This window comes from Atlantibacter subterraneus (assembly GCF_007570865.1).
GTDB classification, from domain to species: Bacteria; Pseudomonadota; Gammaproteobacteria; order Enterobacterales; family Enterobacteriaceae; genus Atlantibacter; species Atlantibacter subterraneus.
On record NZ_VLPS01000005.1, the window covers coordinates 343,422 to 358,064 of the forward strand.

Genomic DNA, 14,643 nt, shown 5'->3' on the forward strand with positions numbered 1-14,643 from the left:
GAAGATTATGTGCGCTTCACACCTGCTCAACCGCTGGCTTCACGGTGCCAGCACTACCGGAGAACAGGAAATGGTCCAGGTCAGTCTGGAACAAATCCAGCCGTTCTCTCTCAATCCCCGCGTCACCCGCAACCCCGGCTATGACGTACTGAAAGCGTCAATTCTCGCCCGCGGGCTGGATAACCCGCCGGTACTGACCCGTCGCCCCGGTGATGAAAAATATATGCTTGCCAGCGGCGGGAATACGCGCCTCGCCATCCTCAATGAACTGTGGCAGGAGACGCAGGATGAGCGTTACCACCGCGTCTGCTGGCCGTTCAGACCGTGGCCGGAAACGCTGTCACCGCAGCAAGGCGAAGTCCAGTGCCTGATCGGCCATCTGGCGGAAAGCGACCTGCATAACGGATTGATGTTTATCGAACGGGCGGAAGGCATTCTGCATCTGCGCGATCTTTACCACGAGGCAGGCATTGAATGCGTGACGCAACTGGCGCTGGCGGAGCAACTGACCCGCGACGGCTATCCCGTCAGCCAGTCGCAAATCAGCCGGATGCTACAGACCGTGGACTGGCTGCTGCCCTGCATCCCCAACGCATTGTACGGCGGCCTTACCCGAAAGGTTATCGATCGCCTGCTGGCGCTACGCAGCGCAGCAGAACAGGTGTGGGCAAAGCTGATGCCGCCTGAACGCCAGCCCGAATTTGCCGACCTGTTCAGCACCGCCCTCGCCACCTTCAACGGCGAGCCGGAAGCCGTGGTACCGCAACTGGTGCAGGACGAACTGCTCGGCGAGATGAGCTGTCGCAGCGGCATAAGCTGGAATACGTTGCTGGCGGAACTGACCGATGGCCAGAGCAAGCGGCAGGTGCTGCTGGGACCTCCGGTCGCAAAGGTCCTCTGGCCGCCACCGCCGGAAGCTGAAAAAGCACCACTACCAGAACCTGAGCCACCGGTTGAACCCGCCGTGCCCGATGAGCCAAAGCCCTCACCGCTGGTGCATACGGCACGGTCGCTGTGTGCCTGCTGGGGACTGGATGCCTGTATCCAGCCGGACGAAAGCGCTCCGGCCGGTTTTACCCTCGCGCCCTGCCACGATTTTCCCCACCCGGCGGCACAGCGCTGCTATCAGGTGCTGGCGGCCCTGAATGGCGACACCAGCACACCGATGCCCGCCCTCGAATTGCTGTTGTCGCCGGACTACGAGAATACTCAGATCCAACAACTGATGCAGCTTATCAGCCTTTGCCGCCAGCGGCGGCTGCGGGAGGTTCGCCATGACGCCCTCAGTTAACCAGGCGGTGCTTACCCACATCGTCCAGGCGCTGAAGGAGGGGCAGATCCGCTACTGCGAATCGCTGGGCTTCAGCCCGCAGGAGCTATGCGAGCTGACGCGCCTTACCGCCGACGACATCCTGTTTCTCAGCAACAGCGCGGTACAGTTCATCACCACCCACATTGACCACGAGATGCTGGGCCGGATGCTGGCGAGGATGGAGCAGGAGCGGCTGTTCCAGCAGCGTCTGGAGCAAGCCCTGTCGCTCGGTGCGTCCATCGAATTCATCAACCACTACTTTGGCCTTTCTACACCGGAAGTCTGCGCCCGGCGGCGGCTGATTGGCCTGTTTGTCCGGCAAGGGCGAAACAATGCTCCGGATGAGCAGGTGGAGACACTGGTATGGAACGAGTGGCAGAAAACGGGCGTGAATAAGCTCGACTCACCCGAAGCGCTGACCGCCATGATGACAATGGCCCGCGAACACGACCTGTCGCTGACGGTCATCTGGAACCTGCTGCGCCAGTGGAGTCAGGAGAAGCTGCTGCATGAAGAGTGACGATCGGCTGCTGTTTCTCGGCAACCCGCAGCAGAGCGTGCCGAAGCGCCTGCTGCTGGCGCGCAACCTCTCCCCGCGCGACAAGTTCGCGTGGCAACTGCTGCGCCTGCATGCCCGCGACGATGGCAGCGGCGTCTTCCCCTCCTACAACGACCTGCAGGGCTGGCTCTCTGACCAGCCTGAGGGCGAGAAGGCCTCGCGCAGTACCGTCAGCAACACGCTGATGATGTTGCGGATCACCCGCTGGCTGAGCCTGTGCCAGCGACTGCGCGACGAGCAAAGCGGCAGGATCACCGGCAATCTCTACGCCCTGCACGATGCACCACTGACTCATGCCGATGCCTGCCGGATGGACAGCGAATATCTGGCGCTGCTCACCGCCTGCTCCCACCACCGCAACCGGCGTATCCGCAACATCGCCATCGGGCTGCTGCTCACCCTGCAACAACCTGTGGACAGTGGACGAACCTGCACTGAGTCTCCATTGAAGACCACCCCTGGTCTTAATCGAGGACTCAGTAAAAAATGCTCGAGTCTTCAATTAAGACTCAGTGATGTGGCGGGGGCTGGCGGGCAGCCGGAACCGCATTGCGTACATACTGGTACAGATTTAAACAATAAACATCAAAAGCGTACGCAACTGCTGCATTGGCCTGTGGATAATCCCTTCAGCGCCAGCGAGCGTCGCACCGCCGAACGCGCGATGCGCAATCTGGATCCCTCCCTCTGCCAGCAGGTGCTGGACGACTGCCTGTGGCGGATCGCCACCCACGATATCCACCGCCCCCTCGCCTATCTGCTGGCAACGCTGGAGAAAGCCAGACGGGGCGAGTTCAATCAGCTTCGGCGCAGGCGCAGATAGCCCCGATTTTATGCGCACCGCATAAAGCCGGTATACCAGCTATCAATCAAACCTCATTCATCGGCGAAATTAACTTTTTGCGGACCAGATGGGTTTCCCGTCGCCTGACTCATTGCGCGGACCGACACTGCGGGCATCTGAATCCATGGAGAATTTCCTATGCCTGGCACAACCCTGTTCAGCGATATCCGCATCACCCTGCACACCCGCGTCGCCGCCCGGCTTTGGCAGGCGCATCCCACCGGCATGCTGCTCTGTCTGGCGTTACTCAGGCGTCTGCTGCGCGCCGAAGAGGCCGACGATCCGTGGGCCGCCCACTGGCTGAAGCAACTGCGCATCCGCCTGAACCTGATCGCGCACCTGCTGAAGCAAAAAAACCGTCGGCTGGACCAAGCCTTCGCCAGCCTGCCAGGCGCTATCCACACAACACAAGTCAGTAACCCGTCCCCGACCGAATTCACCCTGCCGCTGGCGCTGTTCTCACCGCCCGGTTCGCGCCTGCTGCAACAGTTGATTGATTACGATCTGCTGGTCCGCCGCACCCTGCTTGCCTGGCATCTCGGCCTTATCACCCAGGCGGAGAAACGCGATTTCATTGCCACCATCCCACGGCTGATGCTCCAGGTGTTCAGCTTCGTGAACCGCTTTCGCACCACCGGTGTGACCCGCGCCGACGTGCGGGCGAACAGTCCGCTGGCGCAGACGATGGCGCATAAGCTCGGGAATTTGCCCAAAAAGATGCTTGCGGAGATCCTGCGTGATGATCGGTGAAGACGACAATGAAAGCGCCGCCCGCAAAAGCTCGCTAAAGGGCCTTTTAAAGGCCTTTAAGGGTAAGGGAGAGCTGCGAGCGCTGGTGCTGGAATTACAGGCGCTGCGTGTGCAACTGCAACAACATCAGTCAATGCTGAAACAGGCGGTGTATGAACTGCCGGGGCGTAACGTACCGCTGATCTTGTGCAGCAACCCGGCGCGCTCCGGCGTCAGCTATCTGCGCTGGCGTAATCTGGACAACAACCGTTCGGGAGGCGTGGCGTTGCAGGAAGCCATTCAACAGCCTGACGTAAGCGATGAACTGCGCGACGCGCTGATGGCGCTCGAATGGCACCGGCAGGTGCTGAATACGCAGCTTTCAGTGGTGATGTTTATGCTGCGGCGGATACAGCCGTTAACCACGCTGGTTTAAAATTTTGCGCGAAGTTAAACCCTGAGTGTCACTTTAGCGAAAATTTTAAACTCACCTTATGCACCTTAAAACAGGCACTATCCGCTTAAGGCACGTTTTAAGGTGCAATTTTTACCTTCACCCTCCAGTTTCCCCTGTCGTCTTATCCCTCCGGCACACCATGCTGAACTCCCTTTCACCGGAGACAGCCCATGCAACTTTACCTGTGTGAAAAACCCTCTCAGGCGCGCGATATCGCCCGCGTGCTTGACGCCCGTAACCGCAGCGACGGCTACCTGCATAACGCCACCGTGACTATCACCTGGTGCTTCGGCCATCTGCTGAGCATGGCCGCGCCGGAGGATTACGATCCGGCGCTGAAACACTGGCGGGCAGAGCATCTGCCGTTTATTCCCCCGGCATGGCGGCTGGTGATCCGCCCGGAGGTACGCAAGCAGTTTCGCATCATCGAGAAGCTGCTGAAACAGGCAGATGCAGTGGTGATTGCCACCGACGCCGATCGCGAAGGCGAAACCATTGCCCGCGAAATTCTGGAACAATGCCGCTGGCGCGGTCCGGTCCAGCGGCTATGGCTGTCGGCACTGGATGAGGCCAGTATCCACAAGGCGCTCGCTGCGCTGCGACCCGGCGACAGCACGTTTCCGCTGTACCAGGCCGGACTGGCGCGCGCCCGCGCCGACTGGCTGGTCGGCATCAACATGACCCGCGCCTGCACGCTAATGAACCGGCGTCACAAAGGCGTGCTCTCCGTGGGCCGGGTGCAGACGCCGACCCTGCGTCTGGTGGTGGAACGTGACCGGGAGATCGCCCGCTTCACGCCCCGCCCCTGGTGGCGGGTAGATGCCCGATTGCATACAGGCGACAATTCCTTTCTGGCGCAGTGGCAACCGGATAGTGCGTACTGTGACGACGAAGGCCGCTGTATCCGAGAATCCGCCGCCCGCGAGGCCACTGCGCGCCTGCAACAGGCCGGAACCGCGCTGGTACTGGATGTGACCACCCGGCGGGAGAAAACGCCGCCACCGCAAGCCTTCACCCTCAGCGCCCTGCAGCAGACTTGCTCAAAACAGTGGGGCATGGGCGCGCAGGAGGTACTGGATATCGCCCAGCGCCTGTATGAAACCCATAAAGCCACCACCTATCCCCGCACCGCAAACCAGCACAGCAAGATCCGCTTCAAGAATGCCGATGCCATCGGCTTCCCGGCAGGGGATGAACTGGCGAAGTTTTTCACCCGGTTTGGCTATATCTGCTCGCCTTCATCGCAGCCTTTTGAGCCTTACTTCCTGAGCCAAATGGATACACTGGCCTGGCGCAGTGGCGTACCGGAAATGACATACCCGCAAGCGCTGACGCCGGGCCTGCGAGAAGTGGGCAAGAGCGGTGATATGTGGGGCAATATCTACCCACGCGCCGGTGCCATCAGCCAGACGCACGACTATAAAGCCGCCGCCGTTATCGCCCAGCGCGTGGCCGATCTGGTGACCCGTACCGGGCAACCGCATATCTACACGCCGCTGACCGCCTCATCGCGCGCCGGGTACTGGCCGCCCTCCCCGGTTATCGAAGGTGACAGCGTTAACCATCGCTGGCAGATGCTCACGCCGAAAAAAACCGCCTCCTGTTCGGTGTTCCCGGATGGCAGCGCCACCGACACCTACGCCGACAAGCTGGCGGAGGATGGCGCGTACGCCTGGACGCTGTGGCGGCCTTACAAATGCTGTCCGCGCCGGGGGCAGACCTTCCTCGGCAGTACGGGTTAACGGAGGCGGTGATGAGAGTCCTTTGCCTGACCTTACTGTTTTTCGCCTGGGTTTGCGTGGCGGCAGACGACTACAGCTTCCGCACGCGAGGCGCGGTTGACGACCTGCTTTACTACCAGATTGGCGGCGGTGAGGCTGTCATGCCGCCTCCCGTACGCCGCAGCCCCTCGCCGCTTAGCGTAGGCATTGGCTGGAACGCCGATATGATGTGCGGCAATTTCGATATCGACACCACGGTACGGAACCAGCTAAACGGCATCACCGATGGCTTCCAGCAACTGATGGGCAACGTTATCCAGAGCGCTACCGGGGCGGTCGCCAGCCTGCCCGCGATGGTTATCCAGCGCGCCAATCCACAGCTTTATGATCTGCTGACCAACGGCGTGCTGCAGGGACGGCTGGATTTTGATAAATCGCTGCTGAATTGCCAGAAAATGGCGGAGAAGATGACCGATTTAGCGACCGATTCCGCCTGGTTTTCAGGAGCCAAAGCAGAGAATTACCAGTCCCTCGCCGCCAGCGACAGCGATGCCATCCGCACCGACCAGAAAGCGGCAAAAGAGGCCGCCGAAAAGGGTAAACGCTGGGTCGGCGGCGAAAAGCGCGGCGGCAAAGGCCAGCCGCCGATTAAGGTAGTCCATGACGCCACCGCCGCAGGCTGGAATATCCTCAACCAGCAGCCTGCCACCAGCACCACGTCTCTTACCTCCTCCGAATGCGACGGGGAACTTTGTAGCACCTGGACATCCCCTGAAGAGGCCGCCGGATGGATGACCCGCGTGGTCGGCGAGCAGACCATCAGCGTGGCGCAGGCCACCGACGATCCGGATGCTCGCTCCGGCGCACAGGCGGGGATCGGCCTGCATCCGCTGATCGACGAAGAAAAGGCGAAGATCCTGCCCCTCCTGACAGATCTGGTTAACGGCAGCCAGAAACCTGGCTTCGACAATCTGGCGAAAGCCTCCGGCGGATCCATGCAACTGACCCGAGGAGTGGTCGAGGCGTTGCGCGACGATCCGGATGTTGCCGTCCTCACCGAACGGCTGGCGGGAGAACTGGCGCTGGCCCGCGTCACTGAGCAGGCGCTGCTGGCCCGGCGCACGCTGCTCGCGGGTATGCGCGAGCCGAATATCGCCAACGTCAAAGAAGCGCAGGAAAGCCTGGGCAAAACCACCGCCCAACTGGATGAAGAACTCAACCAGCTTAAGCTGGAACTCGATTTCCGCCAGGCACTAACGCGCAATACCGCCAGCCAGATCCTGCAACGCAAACAGCAGCGCGACCAGCTTCAGGGACAGGCGGTGGAAGTACCGGACGACAGCGATCGCCGCCTGCATCAGTTGAATAACCCGCAGCCGGACAGCCCGCGATGACCGCCAACAGCTATTTCGAGTACGTGCTCACCCTGCTCGGCTGGCTGGTGAACAACGGCGTGTGGCAGACGCTGACCGCCACCGGGCTGTTCGCCCTGCCCCTGCTGGCGAAGCTGGTTGCCCTGTGGCTGAAGGCACGCAGCCAGGGAGCGGATGAAGGCAACGTCGCCCGCTTGCTGGTCGTCTGGGTGGAGCACTCGCTCTACAGCGCCCTGCTGGTAATCCTCTTTGCGGGCATGCCGTTCCTCAATGTCGATATCAATACCCTCACCTACGATAGCCAGCGCACAAAGCAGTGCGGCTGGTCGGTGGTGCAGCCCGGTGATTCCGGCTATGCGCCATTGATTAACGAACTTAGCGGCCAGAGCGCCTCGGTGCCAGTGTGGTGGTACTTCACCCATGCGCTGGGCAAAGGCATCACCAGCGCCGCCGTCGCCGTATTGCCCTGTAAGCCAGACCTGCGCCAGCTGCGCTTTGAGGTGCAGCACACCCGGATCGCTGATCCAGCGCTGGCACAGGAATTACAGGATTTCGTTAACGACTGCTATGGGCCATCGCGTACGCGCCTGAAACGGCTGGGTAGCGATATCAGTGAGGAGCAAAGCCGGGAAGTGGACTGGGTGGGATCGTCTTTTTACCTCTCCACGCCGGGCTATTACGACCATGATCATTCCCGCTCACCCCGTGCCGCTTGGCCTTATGACGCCAGCCGCGATGATGGCCTGAGCGATACGGGTGGCGGAGGCTATCCAGCGTGTAAGGAGTGGTGGTCCGATGGCGATGCGGGGTTGAAAAATCGGCTGCTGAAACAGGTGGATGCCACACTCTGGCAGCAACTGCAGAGGCTGGGACAGTCGAAAGACGAGTATGAAGAGGCGGTGCTGCGCTCGTTGGTGAGCCCGCGCAATATGCAGGTATCGCAGGGCGGGCTGGTGTACAACGGGTTTGGCGGGAGTGCGGGGGATAATCTCAGCCAGACGCAGTTGCTCAGCCGCGTCGGCGGGATCATCGGCGCGGGGCTTTCGAGCTACGCTCTTTTTCCTGCATTTGATAACGTCCGTCAGGCGCTGCCGATGGTACAGGCCTTCCTCGAAATGGCGCTGGTAATTTGCATCCCGGTGATCCTGCTGTTCTCGGCATGGGATCTCAAGACCGTAATCACGCTGAGTTTTGTGCAGTTCGCCCTGTTTTTTCTCACCTTCTGGTGGGAACTGGCCCGCTGGCTGGATAACTGGCTGATGCAGATGATGTACGACAGCGACACTCACTCGTACTTCAACCTCTGGGGCCTGCAAAACACCTCCGACGATCTGATTGTGAATATCATTATGGGCGTGATGTTCCTGGTGTTACCCGCATTCTGGCTGGCGGCGCTGACTTGGGCGGGCGTCAGGATCGGCGCGGCCATCGCTGGGGTGATGGGCAGCGCGGTCGGCGATATCCGCAGCGCTGGCGAACAGGTCGGGAAGATGATCGTCAGTAAAACACGCATTCCCTGAGTCTCATTATAGTATTGTAGACATATAAAAAAGCCCCCTACGCTATGTAATAATTAATATATCACTCTGAACTAATCCAATTTTTATTAGCGGCCGTACTTTTCCTCAAACACCTCACTTCCTTTTACAAGTAATTTATTTAAAAACTATGAAGAATACTCAAACGTCTTGGTGAAATAAATCACACCTGTATAAGTTGTCACACCGTAATAAACAATGAATATGATAATAAAAATCAGCATAACACTAATGGTATATATAAATAAGAAAATTCAATTCATTGCAATAATTAATTCATAGAAATTAGCATGTGAATAAAAAAATCAACACACAATAAAAAAACAATGTATTACTACAACCACATGCTAGTAATACATTATTGCAGTGTATAATCTCACTAGTATTTAAAATCACTATGTGGATGCATATTTTTCTCAATTAACCTAAAGTTAGACTTATCAAAATCACCATAGTTTTGCTTAAATGTCTTAGTTAACAAGGTCAATCTAAGAGTACTCAAAGGCTTAGGATCTAGATATGGGAGAGGATCTAAAACATTATCAACCACAATTGATTTTATCTGAGAAATTCCCTTTGTCATGCAATAAAAAAATCGTGCGCTTCCATCTATTATAATATACTTGTCATTTATTTTCTCTAACACAGGTGGAGTTACAATAGATTTAACATTATCTTTCAACTCGACCTCTAATAGATCCATCACACTCTTTCCAGCACATTTTAAATCGTCAAAAAAATAACGTAACTGGAGAACCTTATACTCTTTGACAGAACTTGAAAGAACTAAAACATTGTCATCAACATTCACATCGATGACAGAAAAACTTGCATTTTTATATTGCCTAACATTCCTAAGCCTATCAATTATTTTTTCTTCCGCACAATTTTGATAAGAAAAAACAAAATCATCATGTTCTTTAGAAATCATACAATTATCAATTTTATCGATTAATAATTGGATGATTGGAGCGTCTGCATAGCTATTATATAATTTTACTTTTTCTTCTACATATTGTGCATCACTATATATCTGTCCTTGTGACGTTGTGAGCACTGCTGAGCAATATTCGCTTTTAGGCGAGAACAAAAAACCTTGAAATGGAATTTTTTCTACGAATAAGATATTTATACCTAATCGCCTTAAAATATCTCGTCTTCTGATTTCATCTATATCATTAGTTTCATTCTGAGAAAAGAAGCAAGTTATAATTACATTTCGTTTTTTCAATGAATAAACGGAAGGAAAAAGAAAATCCAACCAATAGCTGGAGTCACCTGAAATATAAAACTCATCATGACAATTCCTCATTTCTTGAACTAATAATAAAAATTTTTCATCAATCCCATTTGAAACAATATTAACCATTCCTTTTTTTATTACAGCCCTTTCATTTTTTATAAAATCCGCAACAGCCCTCACACCTGAGTCGAACAAATAATTTTTATCTTCTATCTTAACGCCTTTGAAATCAGTAGAACTAATGGAACCTGTATTTATACTGATATTATAAACTGAGTTTTGTAATATTTTTTGTATTTCAGTTGCACCGGAAACCACAGCATTTGACAACTGTCCCATATAATCAAGTATATTTTCCGGTCTCTTTTTTTCAGAAGCATCTTGCACTAAAGTGAATGAGATTATATTAGGTTTTTTTGTATACAGTCCATATTCATTAGCCAACTTCGAAAAAACAAAAGATGGTAAATTGCTAACAACACCACCATCAACCAAGATAGAATTGTTATTTGAAATAGCTTGAAAAAATATAGGAATCGTGCATGAGCAACGGACTGCAAATGAGACACTTTCATCTGGCGTGTCTTCACAAGACCATATTTTAGGGATCCCAGTTGATATATCAGTAGCAACAATATGTAGCGGAATTTTAAGTTCTCGAAATGTTACAGGTCTTGTATTCTTTTCCTTTTGACCAGTTCTCAGTAAACTGACAATTTTCTTCTCCATCCATTCTTCAATCATTGAAGATGAATGAACACCAGAATTAAAAATGACACTACTGAGCATTTTTATTTTTTTATGTGGTATAATCTTTAATAGATTAGACCAATTATTCTTCTTAGTGAAAATACTATCAAAGTTATTTGCCGGAGCGAGAAAACTCTCGAAGTCAGTTTCAATTAATAGATTTTTTATAAAATCTGGACTTCCACCAGCCGCGATTAAAGCTGCAACAATAGACCCAGCAGAAGTTCCTGCCACTCTTTCGAAACTTATACCTGCATTTCTTGCAGCGTAGTATGCGCCGGCATGAGCAGCCCCCCGAACTCCGCCACCATCAAAAACGCCCCAGCAATAAGAAAAGTAGATTGTTTCCATTTTAAGTCGCGTCCTCACCAGCCCACTTGAACATTATTAATCACATTTAACAAAATATTTATTGCTTTTTTTTCATACTTTTTAGGGCAATATTCAATAATTCCTTTCCTAACTAATTTATATCTATTTTCATTGGAGCAAACCTCTCTAATAAATAGCCTTACCGTTTCTGATAATTTAAAATCCATTTTAGCACTAAATATTACTGCTCTTGCTGCTTGTATGTTAGGGAATGCCACTTCATTTGCCAGAAATTCGATTTCTTTATTCAAAACTGAAGAGATACAACCATAGTCATAAAGAATAGATTTACTATTAATAGTTCCAGGCTGAAAGGCTATTGCGTTCATTGTATAATCAGTAGTCTTCAATAATGAAATATAATCCCTATCGAGATTATATTTTTGTATTAAATATGTTTTCTCCAGTTCCCATATATCCACATGTTGTGAATCTAATTCTAACCCAAATCCCCCAAAAGAATTTTCAGTAAATTTGAAGTTTTTCTTATGGAAAAAATCAATTAACATAGGTGTTCCATGACATACTAAATCGACATCCTTCGATTTTATTCTCTTTTTGCTGAAATATTCTAATATTCGATCTCGAACCCATCCACCAAACAGTACAAACTCAAATTCATACAAATTCAGCTCATACATTAAAAGATCTAAAGAACTATTTTTAAATAACATAGCATTGAAACTTTCATTCACATATTCCGTAATTTCATGCATAGTTTGTGGTTCAATAGATGAACTTTCAATATTCATTCGGTCCCTAGAAAGAATAACACTTTCAACAACCATTATTTTACTCTCCATTATTAAAAAGTAATTATTTTTTTCTAGGCAGGTAAATAGGTTCTTTTTAGGGGTACCAGTAATTTCGTTTTAATATCAACCTGCTCGTAGTTTTCAACCAACGCACGCACCAGATCGTCGAGTGTCCACAACGTCAGCGGGATCGTTGAACGATCGGCTTCATAGCGAGCCTCCTTGCTGAATCCTCCGGTGCTGACGTACAACCCGCGATCGTCTTTATGGCGGCCACCGATAAAGCTGCGGATCTGCTGGCTCCCCATCTGTTCACGGCGATGCTTCACTTCAACAATAATACGTGGGTTTTCAAAACCGAAACCATCCGGAGAAGCAATAATATCTTTGCCCCTATCTGCGCCAGCAGGTGATACCTGAGTTTTATATCCCATGCTACGTAAAACACCTGCCACCAGATTTTGCATCTCGTCCCAATCAAGTCGATTGATACGATCTTTGATGCCTTCAAAGGCGATCATTTCCATATCGCGTAAGGGGTTAGATACGGCGTCTTCCTCGTTAACTGAACCAAGAACTTCTGGCGTAACGTCAGGTGCAGGTTTTTTCCCCTGCAATAATTCATTCACAGCGAAATCCGGCACACGGAAAACCGTCAGTGTTGAACCCAATGTATTTCTGGTGGCATCACTCAAGTTATCACGATCAATTTCTTCCGTATTCCATTTCACCTGGCGAGCAATGCCCATACCATCTTCAAGCCACTCTGCATGATATTCAAAATCTGAAACGATCTTCCCTAACAGGTAGGTTCGATTAGAGGGGGAATACGTAATGGCCCAGTCACCTTTCTGCATTTCGTTCACAAATCGCCAAATCTGAGAAGTACCAGAACGTGCAGTTCCCGGTTTAATTTGAGGTTCAAGCTCTTGGTATAAATCGAACAACTGTTCTCTGGATAATCCCGGTTTTACATGTGGAGCAAAAGGTGACCACCCTATCGCCGCGACTTGTTTATCACGAAAATCATCATATAGTTTTCCACCATCTCCACGAATCATCCACATCTTGCCAGCCATGATTTTCCCTTCTGAATGAACTTTTTAATCGGCACTTTAGCACAACACAATTAGCTTTACCGGAAGCAAATCAACGTTATGTTATTCGTCTTGAATCAATCAAGCTTTGCGAGCATGATCGCAATAACATCAGCCTGTTACCCGGTTCATTCTTATGATTTCTCCAGAAACGCTGCAATCCGCCATCTCTAACGTCTCTGTCTGGCGTCAGGGTGACGTATGCGCGCCGCATAAACCGCTACTGCTGTTGTATGTACTGTCGCAGTACAAAGCAGGCCATCCACGCCTGTTTAACTACGGCCTGGAGATCCACGAGCCGCTCACCCGCCTGCTAAAAGAATTTGGTCCCAAGCGACGCACCGATTATCCCAATATGCCGTTCTGGCGACTGCGAACTGACGGCTTCTGGGAGATCGCTCACGCAGAAGGCTGCAAACCGCGTAAGGGCAATACTCAGCCGACAAAGAAAGAACTGATTGATAACCAGGTGGCGGGCGGCTTCGATGAAGCGGCTTATCAACAATTGCTGGCACACCCTGAGATGATCGACCAACTGGCTCAGAAGATCCTCACCGATCGTTTCCCGGAAAGTATTCAGCGGATCCTTGCCAACCAACTGGGATTCGATTTTATCGATCGCTCCAGGAACCGCGATCCGCGTTTCAGGGATATCGTTCTTCGCGCTTACCACTCACGGTGCGCGTTCTGTGGTTACGATCTCAGACTTGATGGTGCGCTGGTTGGTATTGAAGCGGCGCATATTCACTGGAAAGCATATGGTGGTCCGTGCGTGGTTAATAATGGCCTGGCGCTCTGTACATTACACCATGACGCATTTGATATGGGGGCATTCGGGCTGGATGAGAATATGACCATCCGCATCTCCGGCGGCGTCAGTCGTAGTCCGGTGGTAGACCATCTGTTCTGGCACCGGGACGGCCAGCAGTTATTCCTCCCTTATGACAAAACGCAGTGGCCTGCTGAACAGTATGTTGGCTGGCACCGTAAACAGATTTTCAAAGCCTGAAAATACGCAACGGGCCGTTAAGCCCGTTGTTCGTTATATCACCGCAGTTCTATCACTCTCGCCCGCTCAGCCTGCTTTCGGTAGTGGTCGTATCGCTCCCGGAACCATGCTTGCTGTTCATCACTCATATTGCCGGTCACGGCATCGATATCCACTGGCTGGCCCAGGGCGTGCATACGGGCAAAACTGCGTGCCAGAAAATCAAAATTCTTTAATGCGTTTATATCTTGTCGGTTCATTAGCATATCCCTCCAGTCATTGTGTTTACTGTTCAAGGTCATATGCTTTTCTGATTTCAGTATCCGCCTGAAAAAGATCATTTTTTGAGCGATGCGTGCGCATCAATATGCCTGCGTTCACATTTCAGGAACGACAAAACTCTTCAGTCCCGGTAATGATTTTCCCCTCCCTTTTATCACCCGCGCAGAAAACACTACCGCCAGCCATGCAGTAAGTTCGCCATGTATCCGGAAGGCGCGAACGGCGCAGATGCGCAGGATACCCGTACCATTCCATCCCGCAGGGAAACGCCCTGCGAAGGGTGTCCCCTGCTCACTTACAGGAGAAACACCATGTCGCTTTTCGATAAAAAACCGTCGTTAATGCCGGTGGTTATCGCCCCTGATGTCTGGCAATCCGCTGTGGAATTTCCCGCCGACCCGCAGCAGGTGGAAGAACGGCTGGGCAATCTGTTGCTCGCCGTACTGCTGACCCTGCGCACCGCCGGGACGTCCCGCAAGAAAGTCAACTTTACGATCTACTGCCAGCCGCCGCAGGGCGATATGAAAGTCCCTGTCGCATTACCGCTGTCACTCAACTATCACGGCCACTATGTGCAGGTCTCGATGGCTGAACAGGCATAACCTCTCCCCGCCGGAGTCGCT

At 52.2% G+C, this 14,643-nt stretch carries 14 protein-coding genes and 1 pseudogene; 11 read left to right on the forward strand and 4 right to left on the reverse strand.

The genetic code is table 11. From position 1 onward, the window contains the following. Positions 1 to 7 precede the first annotated feature (7 nt). The 9 genes and pseudogenes from FND52_RS11385 (at position 8) to FND52_RS11420 (ending at position 8,515) form a co-directional block, all read left to right on the forward strand. Positions 8 to 1,291, forward strand: a complete 1,284-nt coding sequence (locus FND52_RS11385) for a ParB family protein (protein ID WP_144130886.1) — start codon at positions 8 to 10, stop codon at positions 1,289 to 1,291. Further along, a complete protein-coding gene (locus tag FND52_RS11390; protein ID WP_116361487.1) occupies positions 1,275 to 1,832 on the forward strand; it encodes a DUF2857 domain-containing protein in 558 nt (185 codons plus the stop codon). Before FND52_RS11385 ends, FND52_RS11390 begins: the two co-directional genes overlap by 17 nt. Then, positions 1,822 to 2,694 (forward strand): STY4528 family pathogenicity island replication protein, encoded by an 873-nt coding sequence (locus tag FND52_RS11395; protein WP_144130888.1) that lies wholly within the window; start codon positions 1,822 to 1,824, stop codon positions 2,692 to 2,694. The genes FND52_RS11390 and FND52_RS11395 overlap by 11 nt, the downstream gene beginning before the upstream one ends. A gap of 159 nt (positions 2,695 to 2,853) precedes the next feature. Next, positions 2,854 to 3,465 carry a PFL_4669 family integrating conjugative element protein gene (locus tag FND52_RS11400; protein WP_144130890.1) on the forward strand — a complete coding sequence of 204 codons (612 nt, stop codon included), beginning with the start codon at positions 2,854 to 2,856 and terminating at the stop codon, positions 3,463 to 3,465. Next, the gene (locus FND52_RS11405) at positions 3,455 to 3,880 is read left to right on the forward strand and encodes a DUF3158 family protein (protein WP_144131010.1); all 426 of its coding nucleotides are present in this window, start codon (positions 3,455 to 3,457) and stop codon (positions 3,878 to 3,880) included. Before FND52_RS11400 ends, FND52_RS11405 begins: the two co-directional genes overlap by 11 nt. Before the next feature lie 191 nt (positions 3,881 to 4,071). Beyond that, positions 4,072 to 4,413 (forward strand): annotated as a pseudogene (locus FND52_RS22030) (toprim domain-containing protein); the annotation flags it as partial. 111 nt (positions 4,414 to 4,524) lie between these two features. Next, a complete protein-coding gene (locus FND52_RS22035; protein ID WP_280114070.1) occupies positions 4,525 to 5,643 on the forward strand; it encodes a TIGR03756 family integrating conjugative element protein in 1,119 nt (372 codons plus the stop codon). 11 nt (positions 5,644 to 5,654) lie between these two features. After that, positions 5,655 to 7,016 carry an integrating conjugative element protein gene (locus FND52_RS11415; protein WP_144130894.1) on the forward strand — a complete coding sequence of 454 codons (1,362 nt, stop codon included), beginning with the start codon at positions 5,655 to 5,657 and terminating at the stop codon, positions 7,014 to 7,016. Beyond that, entirely contained in the window at positions 7,013 to 8,515 is a 1,503-nt protein-coding gene (locus tag FND52_RS11420) for a conjugal transfer protein TraG N-terminal domain-containing protein (RefSeq protein ID WP_144130897.1), read from the forward strand. Before FND52_RS11415 ends, FND52_RS11420 begins: the two co-directional genes overlap by 4 nt. A 397-nt stretch (positions 8,516 to 8,912) precedes the next feature. Here the strand turns inward: FND52_RS11420 and FND52_RS11425 are convergent, their stop codons facing one another. From FND52_RS11425 to FND52_RS11435, 3 genes are read right to left on the reverse strand one after another with little or no spacing between them, the layout of a single operon-like run. Then, positions 8,913 to 10,877 (reverse strand): patatin-like phospholipase family protein, encoded by a 1,965-nt coding sequence (locus FND52_RS11425; RefSeq protein ID WP_144130899.1) that lies wholly within the window; start codon positions 10,875 to 10,877, stop codon positions 8,913 to 8,915. Positions 10,878 to 10,891: 14 nt separating this feature from the next. After that, entirely contained in the window at positions 10,892 to 11,686 is a 795-nt protein-coding gene (locus FND52_RS11430) for a nucleotidyltransferase family protein (protein ID WP_144130901.1), read from the reverse strand. 38 nt (positions 11,687 to 11,724) lie between these two features. Continuing rightward, the gene (locus FND52_RS11435) at positions 11,725 to 12,714 is read right to left on the reverse strand and encodes a restriction endonuclease (protein ID WP_144131012.1); all 990 of its coding nucleotides are present in this window, start codon (positions 12,712 to 12,714) and stop codon (positions 11,725 to 11,727) included. A gap of 172 nt (positions 12,715 to 12,886) precedes the next feature. Here FND52_RS11435 and FND52_RS11440 point away from each other — a divergent pair, with 172 nt between their 5' ends. After that, the gene (locus tag FND52_RS11440; RefSeq protein ID WP_144130903.1) at positions 12,887 to 13,759 is read left to right on the forward strand and encodes a phosphorothioated DNA-binding restriction endonuclease; all 873 of its coding nucleotides are present in this window, start codon (positions 12,887 to 12,889) and stop codon (positions 13,757 to 13,759) included. A gap of 38 nt (positions 13,760 to 13,797) precedes the next feature. On the opposite strand, the gene glgS is transcribed toward FND52_RS11440, so the two are convergent. Then, positions 13,798 to 13,998, reverse strand: a complete 201-nt coding sequence (gene glgS, locus FND52_RS11445; RefSeq protein WP_001561269.1) for a cell surface composition regulator GlgS — start codon at positions 13,996 to 13,998, stop codon at positions 13,798 to 13,800. Between the two features lie 333 nt (positions 13,999 to 14,331). Here glgS and FND52_RS11450 point away from each other — a divergent pair, with 333 nt between their 5' ends. Next, positions 14,332 to 14,622, forward strand: a complete 291-nt coding sequence (locus tag FND52_RS11450; RefSeq protein WP_144130905.1) for a hypothetical protein — start codon at positions 14,332 to 14,334, stop codon at positions 14,620 to 14,622. The last annotated feature ends 21 nt before the right edge of the window (positions 14,623 to 14,643 follow it).

Coding starts and splice junctions, on each gene's coding strand:
- FND52_RS11420 (WP_144130897.1), top strand. CDS start 7,013: ATGACCGCCAACAGCTATTTCGAGTACGTGCTCACCCTGCTCGGCTGG.
- FND52_RS11405 (WP_144131010.1), top strand. CDS start 3,455: ATGATCGGTGAAGACGACAATGAAAGCGCCGCCCGCAAAAGCTCGCTA.
- FND52_RS11385 (WP_144130886.1), top strand. CDS start 8: ATGTGCGCTTCACACCTGCTCAACCGCTGGCTTCACGGTGCCAGCACT.
- FND52_RS11400 (WP_144130890.1), top strand. CDS start 2,854: ATGCCTGGCACAACCCTGTTCAGCGATATCCGCATCACCCTGCACACC.
- FND52_RS11430 (WP_144130901.1), bottom strand. CDS start 11,686: ATGGTTGTTGAAAGTGTTATTCTTTCTAGGGACCGAATGAATATTGAA.
- FND52_RS11415 (WP_144130894.1), top strand. CDS start 5,655: ATGAGAGTCCTTTGCCTGACCTTACTGTTTTTCGCCTGGGTTTGCGTG.
- FND52_RS11395 (WP_144130888.1), top strand. CDS start 1,822: ATGAAGAGTGACGATCGGCTGCTGTTTCTCGGCAACCCGCAGCAGAGC.
- FND52_RS11435 (WP_144131012.1), bottom strand. CDS start 12,714: ATGATTCGTGGAGATGGTGGAAAACTATATGATGATTTTCGTGATAAA.
- FND52_RS11450 (WP_144130905.1), top strand. CDS start 14,332: ATGTCGCTTTTCGATAAAAAACCGTCGTTAATGCCGGTGGTTATCGCC.
- FND52_RS11440 (WP_144130903.1), top strand. CDS start 12,887: ATGATTTCTCCAGAAACGCTGCAATCCGCCATCTCTAACGTCTCTGTC.
- FND52_RS11425 (WP_144130899.1), bottom strand. CDS start 10,877: ATGGAAACAATCTACTTTTCTTATTGCTGGGGCGTTTTTGATGGTGGC.
- FND52_RS11390 (WP_116361487.1), top strand. CDS start 1,275: ATGACGCCCTCAGTTAACCAGGCGGTGCTTACCCACATCGTCCAGGCG.
- glgS (WP_001561269.1), bottom strand. CDS start 13,998: ATGAACCGACAAGATATAAACGCATTAAAGAATTTTGATTTTCTGGCA.